The 23,568-nt window shown below is 57.9% G+C and carries 22 protein-coding genes; 17 read left to right on the forward strand and 5 right to left on the reverse strand.

Annotation, left to right across the window (positions count from 1 at the left end; genetic code table 11):
* Window positions 1–36 precede the first annotated feature (36 nt).
* Genes ACR0D7_RS14700 through ACR0D7_RS14725 form a run of 6 tightly spaced genes read left to right on the forward strand, consistent with a single transcriptional unit; the run spans window position 37 to window position 6,771 of the window.
* Window positions 37–1,743: an IlvD/Edd family dehydratase gene (locus tag ACR0D7_RS14700; protein ID WP_480679656.1), complete on the forward strand. Its 1,707-nt coding sequence runs from the start codon at window positions 37–39 to the stop codon at window positions 1,741–1,743.
* Complete coding sequence (locus ACR0D7_RS14705; RefSeq protein WP_480679657.1) at window positions 1,743–2,510, forward strand: SDR family NAD(P)-dependent oxidoreductase; 768 nt, start codon at window positions 1,743–1,745, stop codon at window positions 2,508–2,510. Before ACR0D7_RS14700 ends, ACR0D7_RS14705 begins: the two co-directional genes overlap by 1 nt.
* A 4-nt stretch (window positions 2,511–2,514) precedes the next feature.
* A complete protein-coding gene (locus ACR0D7_RS14710) occupies window positions 2,515–3,408 on the forward strand; it encodes a 2-dehydro-3-deoxygalactonokinase (protein WP_480679658.1) in 894 nt (297 codons plus the stop codon).
* Complete coding sequence (locus ACR0D7_RS14715; RefSeq protein WP_480679659.1) at window positions 3,405–4,010, forward strand: 2-dehydro-3-deoxy-6-phosphogalactonate aldolase; 606 nt, start codon at window positions 3,405–3,407, stop codon at window positions 4,008–4,010. Before ACR0D7_RS14710 ends, ACR0D7_RS14715 begins: the two co-directional genes overlap by 4 nt.
* A complete protein-coding gene (locus ACR0D7_RS14720; protein WP_480679660.1) occupies window positions 4,007–4,867 on the forward strand; it encodes an SMP-30/gluconolactonase/LRE family protein in 861 nt (286 codons plus the stop codon). The genes ACR0D7_RS14715 and ACR0D7_RS14720 overlap by 4 nt, the downstream gene beginning before the upstream one ends.
* A complete protein-coding gene (locus tag ACR0D7_RS14725) occupies window positions 4,864–6,771 on the forward strand; it encodes a beta-galactosidase (protein WP_480679661.1) in 1,908 nt (635 codons plus the stop codon). The genes ACR0D7_RS14720 and ACR0D7_RS14725 overlap by 4 nt, the downstream gene beginning before the upstream one ends.
* 36 nt (window positions 6,772–6,807) lie before the next feature.
* Here the strand turns inward: ACR0D7_RS14725 and ACR0D7_RS14730 are convergent, their stop codons facing one another.
* The 4 genes from ACR0D7_RS14730 to ACR0D7_RS14745 form a co-directional block, all read right to left on the reverse strand.
* Window positions 6,808–8,115, reverse strand: coding sequence for an ABC transporter permease (locus tag ACR0D7_RS14730; protein ID WP_480679662.1), 1,308 nt, complete (start codon window positions 8,113–8,115; stop codon window positions 6,808–6,810).
* Window positions 8,112–9,032 (reverse strand): ABC transporter permease, encoded by a 921-nt coding sequence (locus ACR0D7_RS14735; protein WP_480679663.1) that lies wholly within the window; start codon window positions 9,030–9,032, stop codon window positions 8,112–8,114. Before ACR0D7_RS14735 ends, ACR0D7_RS14730 begins: the two co-directional genes overlap by 4 nt.
* Before the next feature lie 13 nt (window positions 9,033–9,045).
* Window positions 9,046–10,158: an ABC transporter ATP-binding protein gene (locus ACR0D7_RS14740; RefSeq protein ID WP_480679664.1), complete on the reverse strand. Its 1,113-nt coding sequence runs from the start codon at window positions 10,156–10,158 to the stop codon at window positions 9,046–9,048.
* Between the two features lie 118 nt (window positions 10,159–10,276).
* On the reverse strand, window positions 10,277–11,401 hold the full coding sequence (locus ACR0D7_RS14745; RefSeq protein WP_170384592.1) for an extracellular solute-binding protein: 1,125 nt from the start codon (window positions 11,399–11,401) through the stop codon (window positions 10,277–10,279).
* 357 nt (window positions 11,402–11,758) lie between these two features.
* On the opposite strand from ACR0D7_RS14745, the gene ACR0D7_RS14750 reads away from it, so the two are divergent.
* The 5 genes from ACR0D7_RS14750 to ACR0D7_RS14770 all read left to right on the forward strand — a co-directional run bounded on the left by ACR0D7_RS14750 (window position 11,759) and on the right by ACR0D7_RS14770 (window position 16,352).
* Window positions 11,759–13,843, forward strand: coding sequence for a family 1 glycosylhydrolase (locus ACR0D7_RS14750; RefSeq protein ID WP_480679665.1), 2,085 nt, complete (start codon window positions 11,759–11,761; stop codon window positions 13,841–13,843).
* A gap of 39 nt (window positions 13,844–13,882) precedes the next feature.
* Window positions 13,883–14,809, forward strand: a complete 927-nt coding sequence (locus ACR0D7_RS14755; RefSeq protein ID WP_480679666.1) for a carbohydrate kinase family protein — start codon at window positions 13,883–13,885, stop codon at window positions 14,807–14,809.
* A gap of 15 nt (window positions 14,810–14,824) precedes the next feature.
* Window positions 14,825–15,496 (forward strand): D-lyxose/D-mannose family sugar isomerase, encoded by a 672-nt coding sequence (locus ACR0D7_RS14760; protein ID WP_480679667.1) that lies wholly within the window; start codon window positions 14,825–14,827, stop codon window positions 15,494–15,496.
* Window positions 15,497–15,610: 114 nt separating this feature from the next.
* On the forward strand, window positions 15,611–15,868 hold the full coding sequence (locus ACR0D7_RS14765) for a hypothetical protein (protein WP_170574195.1): 258 nt from the start codon (window positions 15,611–15,613) through the stop codon (window positions 15,866–15,868).
* 10 nt (window positions 15,869–15,878) lie between these two features.
* On the forward strand, window positions 15,879–16,352 hold the full coding sequence (locus ACR0D7_RS14770; protein WP_480679668.1) for a phage holin family protein: 474 nt from the start codon (window positions 15,879–15,881) through the stop codon (window positions 16,350–16,352).
* Between the two features lie 3 nt (window positions 16,353–16,355).
* Here ACR0D7_RS14770 and ACR0D7_RS14775 read toward each other — a convergent pair whose 3' ends face one another.
* Window positions 16,356–17,528, reverse strand: coding sequence for an acetate/propionate family kinase (locus ACR0D7_RS14775; RefSeq protein ID WP_480679669.1), 1,173 nt, complete (start codon window positions 17,526–17,528; stop codon window positions 16,356–16,358).
* A 528-nt stretch (window positions 17,529–18,056) separates the two neighbouring features.
* On the opposite strand from ACR0D7_RS14775, the gene napF reads away from it, so the two are divergent.
* From napF to ACR0D7_RS14805, 6 genes are read left to right on the forward strand one after another with little or no spacing between them, the layout of a single operon-like run.
* The gene (napF, locus tag ACR0D7_RS14780; RefSeq protein WP_480679670.1) at window positions 18,057–18,563 is read left to right on the forward strand and encodes a ferredoxin-type protein NapF; all 507 of its coding nucleotides are present in this window, start codon (window positions 18,057–18,059) and stop codon (window positions 18,561–18,563) included.
* On the forward strand, window positions 18,560–18,853 hold the full coding sequence (locus tag ACR0D7_RS14785) for a chaperone NapD (RefSeq protein WP_170384606.1): 294 nt from the start codon (window positions 18,560–18,562) through the stop codon (window positions 18,851–18,853). Before napF ends, ACR0D7_RS14785 begins: the two co-directional genes overlap by 4 nt.
* Entirely contained in the window at window positions 18,850–21,342 is a 2,493-nt protein-coding gene (gene napA, locus ACR0D7_RS14790) for a nitrate reductase catalytic subunit NapA (protein ID WP_480679671.1), read from the forward strand. Before ACR0D7_RS14785 ends, napA begins: the two co-directional genes overlap by 4 nt.
* A 27-nt stretch (window positions 21,343–21,369) precedes the next feature.
* The gene (gene napG / locus ACR0D7_RS14795) at window positions 21,370–22,188 is read left to right on the forward strand and encodes a ferredoxin-type protein NapG (RefSeq protein ID WP_480679672.1); all 819 of its coding nucleotides are present in this window, start codon (window positions 21,370–21,372) and stop codon (window positions 22,186–22,188) included.
* Complete coding sequence (gene napH / locus ACR0D7_RS14800) at window positions 22,185–23,102, forward strand: quinol dehydrogenase ferredoxin subunit NapH (protein ID WP_480679673.1); 918 nt, start codon at window positions 22,185–22,187, stop codon at window positions 23,100–23,102. Before napG ends, napH begins: the two co-directional genes overlap by 4 nt.
* 12 nt (window positions 23,103–23,114) lie before the next feature.
* Window positions 23,115–23,552, forward strand: a complete 438-nt coding sequence (locus tag ACR0D7_RS14805; RefSeq protein ID WP_170384721.1) for a nitrate reductase cytochrome c-type subunit — start codon at window positions 23,115–23,117, stop codon at window positions 23,550–23,552.
* Window positions 23,553–23,568 lie beyond the last annotated feature (16 nt).

The following is a 23,568-nucleotide window of genomic DNA, read 5'->3' on the forward strand; positions in this document are numbered from 1 at the left end:
TCAATTCCAACCGCAGCCAAGAAAAACATCGCCAAAATGACAAAACGCCGCTCTCAGCACTGGTACGGAAAACTCGATAAGGACGGTTTCATCCACCGCTCATGGATGAAGAACCAAGGCTTTCCCGATCACGCTTTTGACGGGCGCCCCATAATTGGTATCTGCAACACGTGGTCGGAACTCACCCCATGCAACTCGGGCCTGCGCGATCTGGCCGAGGGTGTCAAACGCGGTGTGTGGGAGGCCGGAGGCTTCCCGGTCGAATTCCCCGTCATGTCACTGGGTGAAACCCAGATGAAACCCACCGCCATGCTGTTCCGCAACCTGCTGGCAATGGATGTCGAGGAATCTATTCGCGCTTACGGCATCGACGGCGTTGTGTTGCTGGGCGGCTGTGACAAGACCACGCCAGGGCAACTGATGGGCGCGGCCTCAGTCGATCTACCGTCGATCGTGGTCAGCTCCGGCCCGATGCTGAACGGCAAGTACCGCGGGCAGGATATCGGCTCGGGCACGGATGTGTGGAAATTTTCCGAGGCCGTGCGGGCCGGAGAAATGACCCTGCAGGACTTCATGAACGCCGAATCTGGTATGTCCCGCAGCGCCGGTGTTTGTATGACCATGGGCACGGCCTCTACGATGGCCTCGCTGGTCGAGGCGATGGGTATGTCCCTGCCCACCAACGCCGCCCTGCCCGCTGTCGATGCCCGGCGCATGGCGCTGGCGCATTTGACCGGCAAACGGATTGTCGAGATGGTGGACGAGGACCTGAAACCCTCAGACATTTTGACCAAAGAAGCGTTCGAGAACGCCATTCTCGCCAATGCCGCCGTAGGCGGATCGACAAACGCAGTGGTTCACCTTTTAGCGCTCGCGGGTCGCGTTGGCGTGGACCTGACGTTGAAAGACTTTGAAATCGGGTCGGAAATCCCGCTTCTGGTGAACTGCATGCCCTCGGGCAAATACCTGATGGAGGATTTCTGTTACGCGGGCGGAGTGCCTGTGGTTCTGAACGAACTCAAACCCTTCCTGCGGTCGGCCAAAACGGTGCTGAACAAGGATATCTCGGCCCATTATGAAGGGGCCGAATGCTTCAACACCGACGTCATACGTCCTTTTGGCGATCCGGTAAAACCTGCCGCTGGCCTGCGTGTCCTGCGCGGCAACCTCGCACCTAAAGGAGCCATCGTGAAGCCCTCGGCGGCCACAGACGTTCTGCTGGAAACCGAAGCCGAAGCGTACGTCTTCGAGAATATCGAAGACCTGAAAGCCAATATCGACCGTGACGATCTGCCAGTCACGCCTGAAACAATTCTGGTGCTTAAAGGCTGCGGCCCCAAAGGCTATCCGGGTATGCCTGAGGTCGGCAACATGCCGATCCCAGCCAAACTGGTGAAAGAGGGCGTGCGCGACATGATTCGTATCTCAGATGCCCGCATGTCCGGTACGGCGTATGGCACCGTTATCTTGCATGTCAGCCCCGAGGCTCAAGCGGGTGGCACGCTGGCCTTAGTCAAGACCGGTGACCGCATCCGGGTGTCGGCCAGCAAGGGTGAGCTGGAGCTGCTGGTGGATGAAAAGGAACTGGACACCCGCCGTGCCGCGTGGCAACCGGACGACCCGCATTACACCCGCGGATATGCGAAACTCTATATCGACCACGTACTGCAAGCCGATCAGGGCGCGGACCTTGATTTCCTTGTCGGCAAAGACACCCGCCTTGTGACCAGAGAGAGCCATTGATGGATCAACCCGCCACATTCCACGATCTCAACGGGGCATCCGTCTATATCACCGGTGGGGGCTCGGGCGTTGGTGCCGCCCTGACCAACGGGTTTCTGGCCCAGGGCGCCAATGTAGCCTTCATCGGACGCTCAGACGCCAGCGGCTTTGTCGAAGAAATGCGCGACAAACATGGTCGCGTGCCATTGTTCATGCAAGGCGACATGACGGATACCGAGTTGCTGCATGCCACCATGCGAAAGGCCGCCGAAGCGCATGGCCCTCTGAACGTGCTGATCAACAATGCCGCAAACGACAAACGCCACTCATTACACGAAACCACCGGCGAGTTCTGGGACTGGATGATCGAAGTCAACCTCAAGGCTTATTACTTCGCCTGTCAGGAGGCCGCGCGCCAGATGCAGGGAAAGGGTGGAGCGATCGTCAACTTCAGCTCAATCAGCTACATGATGGGCAATGCGGGCTATCCGATCTATACGACCTCGAACGCCGGGATCACCGGTATGACGCGATCTTTGGCCCGCGAATTGGGGCCGCAGAACATCCGAGTGAACGCGCTGGCCCCCGGTTGGGTTCTGACGCAAAAGCAAATGGATATGTGGGCCACACCCGGTGATCTGGCTGCCCATATGGACCGCCAATGCCTGAAAGAACATTTAACGCCTGAAGACATGATCGCACCGACTTTGTTTCTTGCCTCAAATGCCAGCCGAGCCATGACCGGGCAATGCATGGCCGTCGACGGCGGCGTCGTCGTAACGGGGTGAAACCATGAAACCAGAATGGATTGCTGTTGACTGGGGAACGTCTCATCTGCGGGCATGGGCCATGCAGAGCGACAAGGTGCTGGATCAGGCGCAGTCAGACAAAGGGATGGCGAGGGCGGAACCAGACGGCTTCCAGCCCGCATTATTCGAACTGATCGAAGCCTGGCTGGACGACGCTCCGATTGACGTCATTGCTTGCGGCATGGTGGGCGCACGGCAGGGCTGGGTCGAGGCTCCCTACTCGGCCGTCCCTTGCGTGCCCACCCCGGTCGTTCCTGTCCGCGTTCCGGGTACGGACCCGCGCATCCGGGCATTTGTCGTGCCCGGAGTAAAGCAGACGGCACCGCCAGATGTAATGCGCGGCGAAGAAACTCAGATCGCGGGCTTTCTGGCCAGCCATCAAAACTGGGATGGCGTAATTTGCCTGCCCGGAACCCACACCAAATGGGTGCAGGTCAGTGCGGGAGAGATTGTAAGCTTCCGCACTTTCATGACCGGAGAGATTTTTGACCTTCTACGCGGACAATCCGTATTGAAACACTCGGTAAGCGATGGCTGGGACGATGCTGCTTTTGCCGACGCAGCTGCAGACACGCTGTCAAAACCTGAACAATTAGCTGCGCGCTTGTTTGGCCTGCGCGCCGCCGACCTTTTGCAGGGGCAAGATAAAGGTATCGCACGGGCACAGCTGTCGGGCTATCTGATCGGCGCGGAACTGGCTGCCACTCGCCCTTATTGGCTGGGTCAGCGACTGGCGATCATCGGAGCCGAAGGTCTTTCCGATATCTACGCCAAAGCCCTAAAACAACAGGGCGCATTTTTAGAAACCGCCAACGGCACGCAATGTACACTGGCGGGCTTGCAACAAGCCCGAAACCTGACGAGGCAAACCGCATGAGCCGCCCCATCATTGCAATTTTACGCGGCCTGAATCCAACTGACGCCGTGGCCATTGGGCGAGCCTTGCTCGACGCCGGGATCGACAAGATTGAGGTACCGTTGAATTCGCCCGACCCATTGGTGTCGATCGGCATTATGGCCAAGGAAATAGGGGCCAAGGCATTGATCGGTGCTGGAACTGTTCTGACCGTGAAACAGGTTGACGCGGTTGCCGGAGTTGGTGGGAAATTGATCGTGTCGCCGAATTGCGACTCAGAGGTCATCTCGCATACTCGCCATAAGGGCCTTGAAAGCTGGCCCGGAGTCTTCACACCAACCGAGGCGTTTGCGGCACTTAAAGCCGGAGCAACTGGGCTGAAACTGTTCCCCGGCGCTCTGGCTGGCCCGACCGGACTTGCCGCGATGCGTGCTGTATTGCCTAATGAAGCTCAGGTCTATGCGGTTGGCGGTGCGGGACCCGAAAATTTCGACCAATGGATCAAGGCCAGCGCGGATGGGTTTGGCATCGGTTCTGCGCTTTTCAAACCCGGTATGGCAGTGTCCGAGGTGGCGGACCGGGCTAAACAAATCGTGGCGGCCTATGATGAGGCCGTCGGATGAGCACCGTCTTTGACGACCGCCCATGCGAGTTGGGCGAAGGGCCGCTTTGGCACCCCGAACGACGTCAGCTGTTTTGGTTCGACATCGTGGGCAAACGTCTGATGACGCGGGAAAATGGGTCTCCCAAAAGCTGGCAATTCGATGAGCATGTCTCGGCAGCGGGCTGGATCGACTTGGAGACGCTGCTGATTGCTTCTGAAACTGGGTTGTGGCGCTTTGGTTTGAAGAGCGGCCAAAAAGACCTGATCACTCTGCTGGAAGCCGACAATCCGGTCACGCGTTCAAATGACGGCCGCGCTGACCCTTGGGGTGGTTTTTGGATCGGGACGATGGGCAAGAACGCTGAACCCGGCGCTGGTGCCATTTATCGCTATTGGCAGGGCGAGTTGCGACAGTTGGTGCAGAACGTCACGATCTCGAACGCGATTTGTTTCGCGCCGGACCGATCTTGCGCCTATTACACGGATACAGTGACAAAACTGATCATGCGGTGGCCTTTGAACGCCCAAACTGGCTGGCCCGAGGGCGATGGCACTGTGTTTCTGGACTTGAACGCAGATGGCCTGAACCCGGACGGTGCGGTCGTAGACGCATATGGCAATATCTGGGTTGCACAATGGGGTGCGCACCGCGTGGCAGCCTATACTCCTGAAGGCCAATTTCTGAAGGCTGTTTCATTCAAAGCCGCGCACACCTCCTGCCCCGCGTTCGGAGGCGATGACCTAACCACGCTGTTCTGCACCACGGCCCGCGAAGGACTTGACGCCGAAACACTGATCTCTCAACCCACGAATGGAATGACCTTTGCCGCCTTCGGAGTAGGCAAGGGGCAGGCCGAACACAGAGTTCTGCCATGAAGCCTGAACTTGGCGTTTGCTATTATCCCGAACACTGGTCCGAAGATATGTGGGCCGAGGACGCCGCCCGCATGGTGGAAACCGGCCTGACATGGGTGCGGATCGGCGAATTCGCCTGGAGCCGGATGGAACCCAGCCCCGGCGATTTGCAATTCGAATGGCTGGATCGCGCGATTGATGAGCTGGGGGCTGCGGGGCTGAAGGTGGTGCTGGGAACGCCCACTGCGACGCCCCCGCGTTGGATGTTGGACAAACACCCTGACATGCTGGCCGTGGATGCTCAGGGGCAGCCACGCAAGTTCGGGTCGCGCAGGCATTATTGCTTTAGCCATATGGGCTATATCGAGGAATGCACCCGCATCGCGCGGATCGTGGGGGAACGCTACGGACGCAACCCGCATATCGCCGCGTGGCAGATCGACAACGAATATGGCTGCCACGAAACGACGGTCAGCTACAGCCAACCGGCCTTGCAGGCGTTTCGGCTGTGGCTGGCGGATCAGTATGGCTCGGTTGAAGTGCTGAACACGGCATGGGGCAATGTGTTCTGGGCGATGGAATACGACAGCTTTGATCAGATCGACCTGCCCAACCTGACAGTGACCGAGCCGAACCCCGCCCACGTTCTGGCCTTTCGCCGCTTCAGCTCGGATCAGGTGGCGGTGTTCAACAAGGCGCAAGTCGATGTGTTGCGGCCGCTGACCGATGCGCCACTGCTGCACAACTATATGGGGCGGATTCTGGATTTCGACCATTTCAAGGTCGGTGAGGATCTGGATATCGCCACATGGAACAGTTACCCGATCGGCTTCCTGTCCGATCGGCTTGAGGCTGACGAGGCGCACAAAACCGCGTTCCTGCAGCAGGGCGACCCGGACATGCAGGCCTTTCACCACGACCTCTACCGCGCTGTTGGACGTGGCCGCTGGTGGGTGATGGAGCAACAGCCCGGCCCAGTGAACTGGGCGCCTTATAATCCCGCCCCCCTGCCCGGCATGGTGCGCCTGTGGTCGCTTGAGGCCGTGGCACATGGGGCCGAGGTGGTCAGCTATTTCCGCTGGCGCCAGGCCCCGTTCGGACAGGAACAAATGCACGCAGGGCTACTGACCCCGAACAACGCCCCCTCCCCGGCTTTGGCCGAGGCCCGTCAGACCGCAGATGATCTGGCACAGCTGGGCGCGGTAACCCAGACACAGGCAGACGTAGCCATTCTGTTCGACTACGCCTCGGATTGGGCCTGGACCACACAGCCGCAAGGGGCCGGGTTCAACTATTTCCGGCTGGTCTTCTCGGCCTATCGGGCCTTGCGCTGGACCGGGTTGTCGGTGGATATCCTCTCGGCGTCCGAAACGCCCAAGGCTGGGTACAAACTGATCCTCGCCCCCGGGCTGGCCACTATTGGCGAAAAGTCACAACAGTATTTGGGTGACCTGACACTCTATGGCCCCCGCAGCGGTGCCATCACACGCGACTTCCAGATCCCTGAAGCGCGACCCGGCCTGCCCGAACTGGATTGCGAGGTCGACCTCGTCGAAACCCTGCCCCCGAATGTGTGCCGCGAGGTCGTTGGCGGCGGCGCGGCTCAGCACTGGGTCGATCATCTGTCCGGCAAAGCCCCGGACCTGCTGACCTATGCCGACAGGACATCCGCCCTGAAGGGGGAAAACGGGGTCTGGTATCTGTCCGGCTTCCCGGATGAGGCCCTTTGGGATCGAGTAATCTCAATGGCGGCGCAAGAGGTCGGATTGACCTTGCATCCGCTGCCCGCAGGATTGCGGCGGCGTGAGACCGAACAGCACGTTTTCCTGATCAACTACACCTCTGCTCCCGTGTCATGGAACGGGCATGAGATTGATGCCTGCGACGTGCTGATCCTGAAAAAACACGCGTCCGAAGAGGGGTAAATCTCCGGGCGCGTGGGTTTCTGTCAGGCGTGACACCTAGTCATCGCTTTGCAGGCTGTTGGGATCAAAAGCCCCACCGAAGCCGCCATTGCTGGCAGGCGGCGTTTCGGGTTCCGCTTCGCCCTCATCGCTGTCACCACCCAAGGCATTCGGCGCAAACACGTTGCCGAAACCAGAGTTGTTGGTACCGGTGTCTGGCTCTGCTTCCTCCTCGGTTGATCCAGGTTGTAGATCACCGGGCTCAAACACGCCTTCGAAGCGCTGTTTGCGTTCCTCCTCACGCTTCTTGCGCTGTTCTTCGCGCTGCTTGCGCAATTCTTGAATGCGCTGTTCCGCCTCTAGTTGCTTTTGCTCTTTGACGTTGGCGATGCATTGACCCGGATCATAGGCGGTCGCTGTACCAACAACGGTGATAGTGGCAACGGCAAAAACAACCAGCAGAACTGCGGCCATGTTGCCTGCGAAAAAGCTGGGCAGCTTGATCTTGCCAGCCAACTCCTCAACGGTTGCTTGTTTGCGCGCAGCAGCCACCAATTCCTGTCGCTTCAGCTTAGCCTCATTCAACAGCGCAAAGAATACGGTCAGCGCTACGATGATGAAGGCCAGCGCCGAAATCGACGGCGTGATGCCATAACGCACCTTCTGCGCCAATTCGATGGTTAGCGTCGGGTATCCCCCGAAAGTAAAGGTGGTGGTGTTGTAGTTCTCGAACGAGGCGAGAAATGCCAGCACCGCCGCCGAAGCAATCGCCGGGCGCATGAACGGCAACAGGATTTTGCGGAACGCCTGCGCGTGGGAGGCACCCAGATCCAGCGCCGCCTCGGTCAGGGCAATGTCATAGCGCTGCAGCCGTGCCACCAACACCAGCATGCAGTAGCTGGCGATAAAGGTGGACTGGCCGATCACCGTTAGGAAAATCCCGTTAGACAATACGCTGTCCGCGCCCAACCCCAGCATCCGGTTGATCCGGTCCCAGAACACCAGCGTCGAGATGCCCAGAACCACACCCGGGATTAGGATTGGAGCGATAATGATGGTGTAGTAGGTCGCGCGCAGCTTGGGCCAGATCTGCGTCAGCATCAGCGCGCCCGCCAGACCCATCGCGACCGACAGAACAACCGTCCCGGCTCCGATGATCAGTGAGTTCTTGATGCCGTTCAGGATACGTTGATCCTGAAACAACTCGCCAAACCACTGGAAGGTCAGGCATTCCCACGGCGTCATCCTCGGGAAAGCCGAAGAGTTGAACGCCGTGACCGACATGATCACCAGCGGGCCCAGCAGGTACAGGAAGAAGATGACCAGATAGACCCAGATGCTTATGCGGAGGAAGGAATTGTTCATTTCCCGATATCCCCCATGTTCACCTTGAACACGCGCATCATAGCCAGCACGAACAGGATACAGGTCACCAGCAGCACAATGGCGTAGGCGGCCCCCTGCGGCCAGTCATTGTTGTCGTTGAACTGCTGATAGATCAATTGAGTGAACCACAACGACGACGGCCCGCCCAGAATTTGCGGCGCAGCCAGCGCACCGGCGGACAACATGAACACCATCGTGCAACCAGAGCTGATACCCGGCTTTGCGTAAGGGATGACCACGCGCCAATGAATTCGCCACCAGGGCGCACCCAGATCACGTGCGGCCTCGATCTGGTTTTTGTCCAGGCTTTCGATCACGTTGTACATCGGGAAGATCATCAGCAAGATGTAGGCATATCCCAGACCTGCATAGAGCGCGATGTCGTTGCGGATGAAATCAAACGGCGTATCCCATATGCCCAGACCCATGAACAGGGTGTTCAGCACTCCGGTCTCACCAAAGATAATCCGCAGGGCAAACGCGCGCAGGATCTCGTTGATCCAATAAGGGATGATCAACATGATCGCAAAGATGCGGATATGATTGCCCTTCGATTGCCCCAGATAATAGGCAATCGGATAACAGAGGATCAGGTTGAAGATCGTGACGCAGATCGCCGCCAGCAATGTTCGGAAAAAAACGCGCAGATCGACGGCATTATAATCCTGACTGCCGCCTTCAGGGCCGTAGATCAGGTATTTGTAGTTCTCAAGCGTATACACGTCCTTTGGCCCGCCGATCTCTGGCGGCGGCAGGTTCGGACGGAACGAGAAATCGAGCATCGACAGCTGCGGCAGGATGATCAAGCCGATCGTCCAGAACAGAACCAGACCAAGGATCGCCAACCCCATGCCGGTGCCGTTGCGGTTTAAGAATTCTTTCAGAAACTTGGGCATGTGTCAGACCCTTCTATTCCGCTGCCAGCTCACCCGCAGGAACCAGAACCGCGTTATGGGTTTCGTATTCCAGCGTGATGTTCTGCCCGGTATGGTCCTGAAAGGACTGACCGTGGTTCGGGATCGACACTTTGATTTCCTTACCGCCTTCTCCTTCCGTGAAGATGTTGAAGACGTTGCCTTCGAATTCTTCGTGGTTCACGCGCGCGGTGACGAAATGGTCACCCGTCGCGCCATCGGGGGCGATGGCAAAGGCTTCGGGGCGGATGAACATCATGGCGTCGTCGCCCACTTTCATCGTGCCCTGATTAGCCGTCGAAATCCGTGCGACCAGATCTCCCGAGCGGTTGGTCTCGATCAGCGCCTCACTGCCCATGACCTGCTTGATCTTGCCACGGAACACGTTGTTTTCGCCCACGAACGAAGCCGCGAAGGCGGTATTGGGGTCATTATAGATCGTCTTGCCGTCGGCAATCTGGTCGATCACTCCGGCCCGCATGACGGCGATGTTATCTGACATCGTCAGCGCTTCGCCCTGATCGTGTGTGATGTATATAAATGTAATGCCAACGCGCTGCTGAATTTCGCGCAGCTCGGTCCGCATGTGCTGGCGCAGCTTCAGGTCCAGGGCCGAGAGCGGTTCGTCCAGCAGCAGAACATCCGGCTCGGCGCACAGGGCTCGGGCGATCGCCACACGCTGACGTTGACCGCCCGACAATTCGCTGGGCAGTTTGTCGCCCTGCCCCGGTAATGCGATCATATCCAGCAGTTCATCAGCGCGTTTACGGCGCTGTGCGGCGCTGGCCCCTTTGATTTCCATCGAAAACGTGATGTTTTCCCACACTTTCATCAGCGGGAACAAAGCAAGGTTCTGAAAAATCAGCGCGGTCGGGCGCTTGTTCGGGCCGATGCCCTGCATATCGTTGCTGCCGATCAGAACCCGGCCTTCACTGGGGTCAAGAAAGCCCGACACGGCGCGTAGGATCGTTGTCTTGCCGCAACCCGAGGGCCCAAGGAACGAAAAGAAATCGCCCCCGTTGATGTTCACATTTGCGTCTCGCACGGCGACAAAATCGCCGAAGCGGATCCACAGGTTTTCCAGATCTACACCGACCCCTGCACTCATCTTTGGTATCTCCGTATGGCGCGGTGGCTGGCCGCACCGAAATAACATCCGTCACGCCTAGCTGGCGTGCAGGTGGAAAGCCCCCCGCACAATGGCGGAGGGCATCGAGTAAAAGCGATCAGGCGCTTTTGAACTTGTTGACAAACTCTGTCCGGGTTTCCGCATACCACGGAGCCTCGGCCGGCCATGGATTGAGGTTGGCCAGCGAGTCACCCGGATAGGCCTCGGCAAAGTTCTTTTTGTAGGTGTCGCCAGAATACTGATCGGCCCCCAGAACAGGTGAGTTATAGCCGTGGCTGTCGATCGCGACACCGGCCGGTTTCGCCTGATAGGCAAAGTCGATGAAGGCATAGATCTGATCGATATTGGCCGCACCCGAGGGAATGGACATACCGTCCACCCACGCCATCGCACCTTCGATCGGAGCCTGATAATGTACAGGCTCACCTGCGGATTTAAGCGCCAGCGGCGGGCCGTCCCAAGTCTGACCAACTACCACACCTTCGTTCAGCAGGCCGTTCTTCTGGGTATCGGCGTCATTCCAGATCAACTTGATCCGGCTTTTGCGTTCGATGCACCAGTCGGTAATCTGACCCCAGACCTTGCGCATGGTCTCTTCGTCGCCATAAGCAGCCCAGACCGAGCCAGGCTCCATCTCACCCGCGCGCTCCATATAAAGGCCCGCGCCCAACATCATGGAATGTGCGCGCCCCATGGTCTTGCCCGCGTTTTCTTCGGACCAGACGTCGCCATAAGACGGTGCGTCACCTTCCGGCAGCCACAGGTCAGTGCGGTATGCGATACCTTCGGTGCCCCAGATATGTGGCAGCCAGTGCACGCCGGAACCGCCAAAGTTCCAAGCATCGGTACCAATCGCCGCCATGGCAGGGTTCACCAGATCAATCGGAACCTTGTTCATGTCGAACGGTTGCAGCAGTTCCAGCGGCTCCCACTGCAACGAGCGGTTGTTGGTCGGCGAAACGATGTCAAAGCCCTGACCTTTGGTCGCCTTCATCTTGTTGATGATTTCTTCGTTCGAGCCGATGCCGGTGTAATTCACCTTGATCCCGGTCAGGGTCTCGAATTCCTCAATGAAGCTGGGCGGTAGGTAATCCGACCACATCAGAATGTTGATCTCCCCCGAAGAGGCCAGAGCGCTTTTGCTGTAAAGCGGCGCCGCCAGAGCAGCGGCCCCCGCACCTTTTAGCACCGTGCGTCTGGAAAGAGTCTTCCGTTCAACCATAATCGATTCTCCCATTATTGGCCTAAGTTGTTTTTTTTGTTTGATGTCACGCTAGAGCTTTGTGGCGCGCCTGTCAGTCCAAAAATGACCACACCCTTCCCTAAGTTGCTTTATCAATCCTCCACTTAACCAGCAGGAGGATCAGCAAATCTGCCTTGGCCGAACCCTGGATGCCATCCACAGCATCTCGATCAGTAGGGAATTCGTTATTTCGAGTTATGTCAGATTTTCTTCCAGAACATTTCAGTCAAAATGCTCAAAAAATCGCTTGAAATGGCCAATGATACCGCTAACACCTAGTATGCAGACGGACGAACTGATAGTTGGCCGTTCAACCGGCCCAAACAGGTTTTGACCATGAAATACACCCGCTCTGATTTTCCCAGAGACTTTCTCTTTGGCGTCGCAGCCTCAACCAAACAGAATCTCGACATGATGCGTGAGGCGGGAATTGATTGTTTTAAATTTCCGATCAGTTGGACGAACGTTTTACCTGATGGGCGTGGCGAGGCAAGCCAGTCGGGCTTGGACGCTTACGATAGGCTGGTTGATGCGCTGCTAAAACGTGGCATCCGCCCTTGCGCAACTCTGTCTAACGGAGAACTGCCACCGACACTGGGTGACTTAGGTGGTTGGCGAAATCGGGATATTGCGGGTTGGTTCGCTGATTTTACCGAGATCGTCATGAGCCGAATTGGCGACCGGATGTTTAGTGCGGCACCGATCAGCCTGCCAATACATATCAACCGGTTGAATTTTGGTGACTGCCGCCGCACCACCGCCCGTGCGATCCACCACTTGTTGTTGGCCCATGGACGAGGCATTGACGCAATGCGTAACCTCGGCATGTCCAACCTAGGCGTAGAACTGGATCTTGATTGGGTCGATCCCACCAATGGCACCTTTGAGGACAAGTCACTCCTCACCCTTGTCGACAACCGTCACGCTCGGTTGTTTCTGAGCGGTTTATTCAACAATACCTACCCCATGAATGAACTTGCCGATCTGGAATCAGACCTTCCGACTGGCTGGCAGGAAGATTTTGGCACCATCGGTCAGCCCGTCGACTGGTGTGGCCTCACCTGTTTCAGCCGCGCTCAAACCGACCCCTCGGCACGGGTTCCTTTCCTAACTCAGATGTGGCAGGAGTTCAGCCGTGAACTGCCTATCTTCGTGACTGTAAATGAAATAATCGGTTCCAACCATGAACAGGTTGATCGCCTTAACCACCACCTAGCGGCAACAAAAAGTGCGTTGGAACAAGGAGCGGCGGTTAAAGGTTGTTTTGTCGGGCACCTCTCCGGAGATGTAGACGTTGCCGGATGTGGCAAAGATAGATTTGCTCCAGCAGGTTTGGATTCCGACCTGCCAAACCCGGACCTAACAGCCACATTTGACACTCTGAAAACGGCTTTATCGGGCGGTTCAATCTCCTTGCCTTTGGCACAGCCGGTTGGAGCGTTGCAAAAACACTGGAATCTGGTTGCGGATATTGGCGGCACAAACACCCGGTTGGGCGTGATCACAGACGGAACGTTAAACGAATTGCGCAAATATCCGACCGGCAGCTTGCCTGAGCTTTTGGACGCATTTCATACCTTACGCGACGAAATTGGCACCAACCCGCGCGCTGTCGTGGCGGCCGGCGCGGGCCCGGTGAACAACGGAACAATCCGGCTTACGAATGCTCAGCTCGATCTCTCAGAAGACGATATTGCCAAGGCCACAGGCGCACAGCATACCTTTGTAATCAATGACTTCACGGCTGCAGCGTGGTCAGTGGCCGAGATCACCAGCGATGATGTCGAGGTTTTGCAGGGCGCCAAGGCCCCGCCTTCAGGAACACGGCTTGTTGTGGGTCCCGGCACTGGTCTTGGTGTCGGGGCACTGTTGTATTCCGAAGATCGCTATCACACTGCATCCGGCGAAGGGGGACATATCGGTCTTTCTCCACGCCACGTCGACGAGGTCGAGGTTTTCAAGGCGGCCCGTCATATCGCCCCGGAATGCTTCTTTGAAGACACCTTGGTCCTTGAGGCTGAAATGTTCCTGAGCGGCACGGGTCTGCCGATCCTCTATCAGGCCACCGGGATGGCTGCGGGTCAGTCTAATGTGCCCGTCCGCAGCGCGAGAGACATACTTGAGGACGCTCGCGCACAGGCCGATCCGATAGCAGAAAAAGTCGCACATATGTTTACCACCCATCTGGGGGCAGTCATGGGAGACCTATCTGTGGTCCTCATGCCGGTGGGAGGCGTGTTCCTTGTTGGCGGCGTGGCCGAGAAAAACCGCTGGCTGTTCAAGGATGCTTTCCGTGATGCCTTCAACGCTGGTGGACGGTTCAGTGATTTACGGCGGTCGATGAACCTTTATGTGTCCGAACAGCATGAATTTGGCATTGTTGGCGCTAACAATTTCTGTAAAAGTGCGCTCGCGCGGTAAACTGACCGCCTGATCCCTAGAAACAGAAAGGACCACGGCATGATCCTGTGCTGCGGTGAAGCCCTGATCGACATGATCGCTGCCCCGACGGTTTCGGGCGGGGAAGGCTTTGTGCCCCATTCCGGTGGCGCCATCTTCAACACGGCCATTGCGCTTGGGCGGCTGGGGGTTCCGGTCGGACTGCTGGCGGGTCTGTCCTCGGACATGTTTGGTGAGCAACTGGAAGACAGCTTGCAGACCAGCCACGTTGATACCAGCCATTTGATCCGCTCGGGCCGGCCCACGACATTGGCGTTTGTGCAATTAAAGGACGGACACGCCACCTACAGCTTCATGGATGAAAACTCGGCGGGTCGAATGCTGATGCCCGAGGACATGCCAGGGCATTTGCCCTCTGTTTCCGCGCTCTATTTTGGCGGGATCAGCTTGGCCTGCGAACCCTGTGCAGATGCCTTTGCCGCATTGCTGGATCGCCACGGAGGCGACCGCGCCGTGATGATCGACCCGAATATCCGACCAGATTTTATCAAGGATCAAACCCGATATCGCACCCGCCTGAACCGGATGATCGCACAGGCCGACATCGTGAAAGTCTCGGACGAGGACTTGGACTGGATCGTTCCCGGCCCGAAAACCATCGCCGAAAAAGTACCCCTGCTGCTGCAATCCGGCCCAGCCGTAGTCATCGTGACCCGAGGCAGCGACGGGGCGTCCGGTTATCTGGCGGACGGGTCGGAAACCTCGGTCCCGGTTCAGCGGGTCGAAGTGGTCGATACTGTCGGTGCCGGCGACACGTTCAACGCCGGTGTTCTGGCGGAACTCGAGCGCGCTGGCCATCTGACCAAATCCAACCTGCGGGCCTTAAGCACTGAAAATCTGCGTGCGGCCCTTGCCAAAGGCGCAGAGGTCGCCGCCATCACTGTATCCCGCGCCGGGGCCAACCCACCTTGGGCGCACGAGCTTTGACCCATAGGGGACAGCATGAAACGTTCTGACATCAACACTATCAAGACCGAGGCCGAAGCCTTTATCCAATCCTTCGGTGCAGTCCTGCCGCCTTTTGCCAACTGGTCCCCAGACCAGATGCGCGATGAAAAGGCCGCTGGAATCCGAGAGCGCGGGCTGGGTTGGGACATTACCGACTATGGGCAGGGCCGTTTCGACGAACTTGGCCTGTTCCTTTTCACTTTGCGTAATGGCGACGTGAGTGATCTGAACAACGGTCGGGGGATGCTTTATGCGGAAAAGCTGTTGGTGTCGCGAGACAAACAGCTGTCGCCAATGCACCGCCATATCGTCAAGGCCGAGGACATCATCAACCGGGGCGGCGGCGATCTGGTGATGGAGATCTATGCCTCGGACGCCGAAGGCGGCATCGACCGCGACAACACCGTTATTGTGCCCAGCGACGGATGCCCGGTCACAATCCAACCCGGTGAATTGTTGCGACTGAAACCTGGCCAGAGCGTCACTCTGATGCCCGGCATCTGGCATGCTTTCTGGGCGGAAAAGGGCGATTGCCTGATCGGCGAGGTCTCAACCGTCAACGATGACCGCACCGATAACGTGTTCGAGGACCCGATCCCGCGCTTTGCCACTATCGAAGAAGACGTCGCGCCTGATTTCCTGCTGGTTTCGGATTACGATACCTGAAAAGATAAGTCCCTTTTCTAAAACCGGAAAATCGAATTAACATGGCCTTCGAAACAGGGGTTGAGGTCGTTGCCCTCGCCCCACAGGCAGAACACCTGTGAGAGGACCGGACCAATGGTTACGAAAGCCGAGCTTGAAGCAGAAGTCGCCGACCTGCGCCGCCAACTGGCCGAGCAAACCGAAGCCAGGGAAAAGGCTTCGGCGCCTTCGCCGCACGATTCTATGGCTGACAAGATTGCCGAGAACATCGACGGCTGGACCAGCCAACTAGAAGAAGCATTAACCGAACTGGAAGACCTGCCCCACAAACGGCCAATCCTGTTTGCGCTTGGTATATTTACGCTTGGCTATCTGCTGGGCCGTTCACGGTAGGAGCCTGATCATGAGCCGCATATCCCGCAATATTTCCATCGTCCTCCGTGCTGAGCGGCTGATTGCCCAACGCCATGTCGCTGTCGCCGCACGTCGCACAGGGTTCTACGCTGCTGCAGGATTGGCGGTCGGCTTGGCCGTTATCATGCTGAACGTGGCCGGGTTTTTCTGGCTGTCGGCAACCCTCTCCAAGCCGCTTGCTGCCGTGATCATGGCAGGGGTCAACCTGTTATTGGCCCTAGTCCTGGCACTGCTTGCCAACTCACAGAACGCGCAGGCCGACACGACGGCGGCGGTCGAGCTGCGCGATATGGCGCTGCAAGATATCGAGACAGAGATCAAGGATACCTTGTCTGAGGCGCGCAACACCGTGACCGGCATCCGGCGCGATCCGCTTGGCGCGCTGACGCCAGATGCCATCAGCGCCATTCTGGGCATCTTGATAAAATACGCCAAGCGTCGGAAGGACAAGCCCGAGCAATAGCACCTATTGCACAAGCCGCGCCGCTGCGCGTGCGATCACCATCTCTTCGTGCGTAGGAATTGCCAGAATCCGTACCCGGCTGAAATCGGTCGACAGAACCGTGCCATTGTCAGCATTTCTGTTGGGGTCCATTTCTATCCCGATCCAGCGCATCCCTTCGCAAACTCTTTGACGGATCTGTGCCGCGTTTTCACCGATCCCACCCGTGAATACCAGCGCGTCCAGCCCTTCCAACGCGGCAGATAGTGCGCCCAACTCCCGGCGGATGCGGAAAACGTAATAATCTATGGCCTTGCGTGCCTCGGGTGTTTCGGCGGCCAACAAAGTGCGCATGTCCGACGACATCCCCGACAGACCAAGCAAACCCGATTTGCGATAGAGCATTTCCGCGATCTCGTCCGCGCTCATGCCTTCCTGCTGCATCATGTAAAGCACGACACCCGGATCCAATTGACCGCTGCGCGTGCCCATCGGCAAACCATCCAACGCCGAAAACCCCATGGTCGAAGCCACAGCCCGTCCACCAGAAACGGCGCACATGGAAGCACCGTTGCCCAGGTGAGCGATGACAACACGGCCATCATAGAGGCTAGGGGCAATTTCTTTGAGTTTTTCCGTGATGTAGTCATAACTCAGACCGTGGAAACCATAGCGACGCACCCCCTTGTCGTAATAGCTTTGCGGCAGGGCGAAAGTATCGTTTACCCACGGATGGGTTCGGTGAAAGGCGGTGTCAAAACAAGCCACTTGCTCGGTCTCTGGGAATGCATCACTTGCAGCGCGGATACCGGCAAGGCTGTAGGGCTGATGCAACGGAGCAAATGGGATTAATCCCGACAGAGTGTCCAGAACCTTGTCGTTGATCCGCACGGGCTCGGAATAGACTGTACCGCCATGTACAACTCGATGACCAATAGCGCGAATGCGAATATCCGGAAGGTATTCACGGGTCATATCGAGAAAGGCATGGATTGCCTCGCCATGCCCGTGGGCATTGGTCAAGGGTTGGTTGACTGACCGCCCCCCAGCAGACTCCGCCAACAGGCGCGGCGCGTCCCCCAAGCGTTCGATTTGCCCGTGCCAACGCATTCTGGGGCGGTTGTTTTCGACCAGTTCATAAAGCCCGAATTTTAACGAAGAAGACCCGGCATTCAGTGCCAACACATGGTCAACCATGGATTTTCCTTTTGTTCGCCTGTGTATACTGGGGCGCCGCAAGGCACCGTCATCCGCCCGCCATGTCAAAGTGATCGGCACCCGCAATCTCCGCTACATTGACATATTCGATTTAGGTAGGCTGCTCTGCCTGCATATTACCCGGCGCGGCATTCGGAACCAGCGAAATTTCCGCGCTCCCAGCGAACTCATGGAAATTGGCTTGTCGCGCGCACCTTGCAGATCGACCGTATTGTCCATTGCAAGAGACCCGGCGAAGAACTGTCCTCCTTCAGACACTTTCAACTGCTAAATCTCAGCGCCGACGCTCTGCTTTCTGGAAAACAGCTTAAATAGAAAGCGGGTCACCTGCGGTTGAAAAATGCGCTGAGATATCATGGCGATACCTTTGCATATTTCAGTTTTCATTTTGATCAATAATTAATAATCTGGAATAATGATCTGGATCAAAAAGCATCCCCTCCAAACGCGCTACTCAGAAGCCGTGAACAGGGAATCAAGCGCGAACCGTTTAGAAAAATGAGCCAGATGACCAGCCGCAGGGCGTTTCTGAGCGCCAAAGTATTTCGGGAGGACAGCAGTATTGTCCGTCCCCCCGGCTCGGTTGTGCCGGGATTTGTCGACCAGTGCACCAAATGCGGTGATTGCGTCGAGGCATGTGAAGAGGCCGTCATTTCGTTCGACCCTCAAGGATTTCCGGTCTTTCAGCCCGGAGACGACCCCTGCACTTTCTGTGGCGAATGTGCTAAGGCTTGCCCCACGGATGCTCTGCAAATCGAACGAGTTGTCGACTGGCCGTGGCGGGCCGAAATTCAGGACGGCACGTGCCTCTCCATGAACGGCGTAAGCTGCCGCGTGTGTCAGGACAATTGCGAACAGAACGCCATTCGTTTCAAGTTGCAGCGCGGCGGGCGGGCGACGCCTTTGTTGGAAGTCGACGCCTGCAACGGATGCGGTGCCTGTGTCGCCCTCTGCCCTGTCAATGCCGTGGCGCTCCAGCGCCAACCCACACTTCAAACGGAAGCGTTACAATGAATATATGCGGTTGCCTTATACATGTCGCCCCTGATCAGGCCGAGGCCGCCGCGCAATCGATGCGCGGCACACCGGGCGTCGAAGTACATGCCCAGGCCGAAGACGGTCGCTTCGTCGTTGTTGTCGAAGACACGTCCGATCGCCTTGCGTCCGAGATCATCATGGATCTGCACCAGATCCCCGGAGTGATCTCACTGACATTGACCTATCACCATTTCGAGGATCTCGCGGAAAGCACTCCGCATCCCGATGCCCTAAGCCAAACCACCAGCCGGAGGCTCACGCTATGACTACATCAGAATCTCGCCGGACATTTCTCAAGGCCTCCGCGGCCGCTGCCACTGCGTCGGCCGCAGGCATCCCACTGGCCACCGGTCAGGCCAATGCACAGACCGGCACCCCCGATATCCGCTGGGACAAGGCAGCCTGCCGGTTCTGCGGCACCGGCTGTTCGGTGCTGGTCGGCACCAAGGAAGGTCGCGTCGTCGCCACTCAGGGCGACCCGGACGCACCGGTCAATCGCGGCCTGAACTGCATCAAGGGCTATTTCCTGTCCAAGATCATGTACGGCAAGGACCGCCTGACCACACCTCTGCTGCGCAAAACGAACGGCGTCTATGACAAGAACGGCGAGTTCGAACCGGTCAGTTGGGACGAAGCCTTCGACGTCATGGCCGAAAAGTGGAAGGAAGCGCTGGCCAAGAAAGGCCCGACCAGCGTCGGTATGTTCGGTTCGGGTCAGTGGACCGTCTGGGAAGGTTATGCCGCATCCAAACTGATGAAGGCCGGCTTCCGGTCGAACAACATCGACCCCAACGCGCGGCACTGCATGGCCTCGGCCGTTGTGGGCTTTATCCGCACCTTCGGCATTGATGAGCCAATGGGTTGCTATGACGACTTCGAGCACGCCGATACCTTCGTGCTGTGGGGCTCGAACATGGCCGAGATGCACCCGATCCTGTGGTCGCGTCTGACCGACACGCGCCTGACCAAGCCGGGCTGCGAAGTGCACGTATTGTCGACCTTCGAGCACCGCTCGTTCGAACTGGCCGACAATGGCATGGTCTTTGCACCACAGACCGATCTGGCGATCCTGAACTATATCGCCAATTACATCATCCAGAATGGCGCGGTGAACGAAGAGTTTGTCAAGAAACACGTCAACATCACCAAGACGGCAACCGATATCGGCTATGGCCTGCGCGACACTCATGAGTTGCAGCAAGAGGCTGAGAACCCGAACTCGGGCAAGATGGAGCCGATCAGCTTCGAAGAATACGCTGAAGCCGTCGCGCCCTATACGCTGGAATACACAGCCGAACTGTCGGGTGTTCCTGCAGACAAGCTGGAAAAATTGGCCAAGCAATATGCCGACCCGAACCGCAAAGTGATGAGCTTGTGGACCATGGGCTTTAACCAGCATACCCGCGGCTCGTGGGTGAACTCGCTGATGTATAACGTCCACCTGCTGGTTGGTAAGATTTCAGAACCGGGCAACTCACCCTTCTCGCTGACCGGTCAGCCTTCGGCCTGTGGTACGGCACGTGAGGTTGGCACCTTTGCCCACCGCCTGCCCGCCGACATGGTGGTTGCGAATGACAAACACCGCGAGATTTGTGAAACCGCATGGAACGTCCCCGCAGGCACCATTCCTCCGAAACCCGGCTTCCACGCCGTGTTGCAACACCGCAAGCTGAAGGATGGTGATCTGAACGCCTATTGGGTGCAGTGCAACAACAACATGCAGGCCGCGCCGAATATCAACGAAGAAGGCTATCCCGGCTATCGTAACCCCGAGAACTTCATCACCGTTTCGGATCCCTATCCGACGGTCACGGCCGTCTCTGCCGACCTGATCCTGCCCACAGCCATGTGGGTCGAGAAGGAAGGCGCCTACGGCAACGCCGAACGCCGCACCCAATTCTGGCGCCAGCAGGTGAAAGCACCGGGCGAGGCAAAATCGGACCTGTGGCAATTGATGGAATTCTCCAAACGCTTCACCGTGGAAGAGGTCTGGGGCGAAGAACTACTGGCCAAGATGCCCGAGCATCGCGGCAAGACCATGTATGACGTGCTCTATGCCAACGGCAAGATCGACCAGTTCCCGCTGTCCGAGACTGCAGAAGGCTTTGACAACGATGATGCAGAGCATTTTGGTTACTACGTCCAAAAGGGTTTGTTCGAAGAATACGCTGAGTTTGGTCGAGGCCACGCGCACGATCTGGCACCGTTCGAGATGTACCACGAGGCACGCGGCATGCGCTGGCCCGTCGTGGACGGCAAGGAAACGCTCTATCGCTTCCGCGAAGGGTACGATCCATATGTGTCAGAGGGTGCGGGCGTGGAATTCTACGGCAAGCCCGATGGCAAAGCGAATATCATCTTTGCCCCATACGAGCCTGCCGCGGAAGAACCGGATGAAGAATATGATCTGTGGCTGTCCACCGGTCGTGTTCTGGAACACTGGCACTCGGGCTCGATGACTCGTCGCGTTCCGGAACTGCACCGCGCCTATCCGAACGCTGTCGTCTACATGCACCCGCAGGACGCCAAAGATCGGGGTCTGCGTCGCGGTCAGGAGATCATCCTCTCCACCCGCCGCGGCGAGGTCACCAGCCGGGTCGAAACCCGTGGGCGCAACAAAGTGCCGCGCGGTCTGGTCTTCATGCCCTGGTTCGACGAGCATCAGCTGACCAACAAGCTGACGCTGGACGCAACCTGCCCGCTGTCGAAAGAGACCGACTTCAAGAAGTGCGCGTGTAAGGTCGAGCGCGCGTAACCGGGAAGGATCGCAAAGGTAGTCCCCATGTCCCTGACCGGTACTCCTCTCTCGCCGCAACGGCGCCGATTCCTGCAGGATTCGGCGCGCGCGGCAGGCGGCTGCGTGGTCGCCGGGTCAACGCTGGCCTGGTTGGCCCGCGATGCCCGAGCGCTGCCGGCCGAGGCATTGCGCCCGCCCGGCGCGTTGCCAGAGAAAGAGTTCCTGTCGGCCTGTATCCGCTGCGGGCTCTGCGTGCGGGACTGCCCTTACGACACCTTGAAACTGGCTGAGCTTGGGGTCGATGCCGTTGCAACCGGCACGCCCTATTTCACGGCACGAAGTGTGCCGTGCGAGATGTGCGACGACATACCGTGCGTCGCCGCCTGCCCCACCGGAGCGTTGGATCCGGGGCTGGACAATATCGACGATGCGAAAATGGGCGTTGCGGTTCTGGTCGATCAGGAGAACTGCCTGAACTTCCTCGGGCTACGCTGCGATGTCTGTTACCGCGTCTGCCCCGTCATCGACGAGGCGATCACGTTGGAAGCTGCGCATAATGATCGGTCAGGCCATCATGCGTTGTTCATTCCAACCGTACATGCCGACCGCTGCACCGGGTGCGGAATGTGCGAAAAAAGCTGCGTTCTGCCCGAAGCCGCCATCAAGGTTCTTCCTGCAAGACTGGCGCGCGGCAGCAGCGCTGATCATTACCGCAAAGGCTGGGAAGAGAAAGATGCCCATGGCGGTCCCCTTGTGGACGGCTTGATAGATCTGCCCGACCGTTTACCCGGACCGGGTACGGATAATCTGGCCACGCCTGGCGGCTTCGCTCCGTCTTATGACTTGCCAGGAGTGGGACAATGAGTGCCCGCACGCATCTCCCCATCGGTCACGAGGCGATTGAGGCCAAAGGCTGGATCGGGGCGCATCGCTTTCTGCTGTTGCGCCGCACGAGCCAGTTCTTCTTTTTGGCCTTGTTCCTGTTGGGTCCGTGGTTCGGCGTCTGGATCGTACAGGGTACGCTAGCCGGGTCACTAACCCTCGGCGTGCTGCCCCTGACCGACCCTTTGGTCCTGCTGCAAAGCATCGTCGCCGGGCATTGGCCTGAACTGACCGCACTAATCGGCGGGCTGATCGTTCTGGTCGCCTATGCCCTGATCGGAGGGCGGGTCTTTTGTTCTTGGGTCTGCCCGATCAACCCGGTGACCGACGCCGCCAACTGGCTGCATCGCAAGCTGGACATGCAAAAGGGCTGGCAGCCAAAGCGCGGAACCCGCCTTTGGATACTGGCAACGGTACTGATTGTGTCGGGGCTGACCGGCGTGATTGCATGGGAATTGGTGAACCCGATCACCATGCTGCATCGAGGGCTGATTTTCGGCACGGGCTTCGTCTGGGCCATGGTCGCTGCGATCTTCGTTTTCGATGTGTTCGTCTCGCGCCACGGCTGGTGCGGTCACCTGTGCCCGGTGGGTGCGTTCTATGGCCTGATCGGCAGCAAAAGCCTGTTGCGCGTCAGCGCGGCAAACCGGGCCGCTTGTGACGATTGCATGGATTGTTATGCCGTATGCCCCGAAAACCAGATCATTTCCCCAGCTCTAAAAGGGAAGCCGGGAACAACACCACTGATCCTGTCCCCGGATTGCACCAATTGCGGCCGCTGCATCGATGTCTGCGCGGTCGACGTCTTCAACTTTACTCACCGGTTCGACGACCATGTCGCCGCACCTTCCGATCCAGTTCCCGCGCCAGAAACGCGCGCAGCCAGACCTATCTAAGGGAGTGCCATGATGAAAAAATCAATCCTGACAGGCGGAATTGCCTTGATCCCCGTTTTGCTCCTGAGCGGGTTCGCCCTTGCCCAGTCAGCCCAAGTGGAAACCCTACGCGGGGCGGATGTGGACGAGCCCATCCCCCTGCATCAAATCCACAAGGATATCGAAGGCCGGATCGTGCGCAACTATCGCCAGCAACCGCCACTGATACCGCATTCGATCGAGCAATACCAAATCGACACGCGCACCAATCAGTGTCTGGCCTGCCATGACTGGACCAAAGCCGGTGAACGCAACGCACCAACCCTGTCGATGACCCACTATCTGGACCGCGAAGGCCGTGAATTGGATCACATCGCAGGTACCCGGTATTTCTGCAACCAGTGCCACGTGCCTCAGGCGGATGCACCAGCGTTGGTCGACAACGTGTTTGAACCCTCGTCCGGCAACTAATCCAACGCATATCTGA

Source organism: Ruegeria sp. BB7 (assembly GCF_056539365.1).

What these genes read in the sequence shown, in the direction of transcription:
- ACR0D7_RS14700 (WP_480679656.1), top strand. Translation starts at nt 37, where the DNA reads ATGACAAAACGCCGCTCTCAGCACTGGTACGGAAAACTCGATAAGGAC.
- ACR0D7_RS14705 (WP_480679657.1), top strand. Translation starts at nt 1,743, where the DNA reads ATGGATCAACCCGCCACATTCCACGATCTCAACGGGGCATCCGTCTAT.
- ACR0D7_RS14710 (WP_480679658.1), top strand. Translation starts at nt 2,515, where the DNA reads ATGAAACCAGAATGGATTGCTGTTGACTGGGGAACGTCTCATCTGCGG.
- ACR0D7_RS14715 (WP_480679659.1), top strand. Translation starts at nt 3,405, where the DNA reads ATGAGCCGCCCCATCATTGCAATTTTACGCGGCCTGAATCCAACTGAC.
- ACR0D7_RS14720 (WP_480679660.1), top strand. Translation starts at nt 4,007, where the DNA reads ATGAGCACCGTCTTTGACGACCGCCCATGCGAGTTGGGCGAAGGGCCG.
- ACR0D7_RS14725 (WP_480679661.1), top strand. Translation starts at nt 4,864, where the DNA reads ATGAAGCCTGAACTTGGCGTTTGCTATTATCCCGAACACTGGTCCGAA.
- ACR0D7_RS14730 (WP_480679662.1), bottom strand. Translation starts at nt 8,115, where the DNA reads ATGAACAATTCCTTCCTCCGCATAAGCATCTGGGTCTATCTGGTCATC.
- ACR0D7_RS14735 (WP_480679663.1), bottom strand. Translation starts at nt 9,032, where the DNA reads ATGCCCAAGTTTCTGAAAGAATTCTTAAACCGCAACGGCACCGGCATG.
- ACR0D7_RS14740 (WP_480679664.1), bottom strand. Translation starts at nt 10,158, where the DNA reads ATGAGTGCAGGGGTCGGTGTAGATCTGGAAAACCTGTGGATCCGCTTC.
- ACR0D7_RS14745 (WP_170384592.1), bottom strand. Translation starts at nt 11,401, where the DNA reads ATGGTTGAACGGAAGACTCTTTCCAGACGCACGGTGCTAAAAGGTGCG.
- ACR0D7_RS14750 (WP_480679665.1), top strand. Translation starts at nt 11,759, where the DNA reads ATGAAATACACCCGCTCTGATTTTCCCAGAGACTTTCTCTTTGGCGTC.
- ACR0D7_RS14755 (WP_480679666.1), top strand. Translation starts at nt 13,883, where the DNA reads ATGATCCTGTGCTGCGGTGAAGCCCTGATCGACATGATCGCTGCCCCG.
- ACR0D7_RS14760 (WP_480679667.1), top strand. Translation starts at nt 14,825, where the DNA reads ATGAAACGTTCTGACATCAACACTATCAAGACCGAGGCCGAAGCCTTT.
- ACR0D7_RS14765 (WP_170574195.1), top strand. Translation starts at nt 15,611, where the DNA reads ATGGTTACGAAAGCCGAGCTTGAAGCAGAAGTCGCCGACCTGCGCCGC.
- ACR0D7_RS14770 (WP_480679668.1), top strand. Translation starts at nt 15,879, where the DNA reads ATGAGCCGCATATCCCGCAATATTTCCATCGTCCTCCGTGCTGAGCGG.
- ACR0D7_RS14775 (WP_480679669.1), bottom strand. Translation starts at nt 17,528, where the DNA reads ATGGTTGACCATGTGTTGGCACTGAATGCCGGGTCTTCTTCGTTAAAA.
- napF (WP_480679670.1), top strand. Translation starts at nt 18,057, where the DNA reads ATGACCAGCCGCAGGGCGTTTCTGAGCGCCAAAGTATTTCGGGAGGAC.
- ACR0D7_RS14785 (WP_170384606.1), top strand. Translation starts at nt 18,560, where the DNA reads ATGAATATATGCGGTTGCCTTATACATGTCGCCCCTGATCAGGCCGAG.
- napA (WP_480679671.1), top strand. Translation starts at nt 18,850, where the DNA reads ATGACTACATCAGAATCTCGCCGGACATTTCTCAAGGCCTCCGCGGCC.
- napG (WP_480679672.1), top strand. Translation starts at nt 21,370, where the DNA reads ATGTCCCTGACCGGTACTCCTCTCTCGCCGCAACGGCGCCGATTCCTG.
- napH (WP_480679673.1), top strand. Translation starts at nt 22,185, where the DNA reads ATGAGTGCCCGCACGCATCTCCCCATCGGTCACGAGGCGATTGAGGCC.
- ACR0D7_RS14805 (WP_170384721.1), top strand. Translation starts at nt 23,115, where the DNA reads ATGAAAAAATCAATCCTGACAGGCGGAATTGCCTTGATCCCCGTTTTG.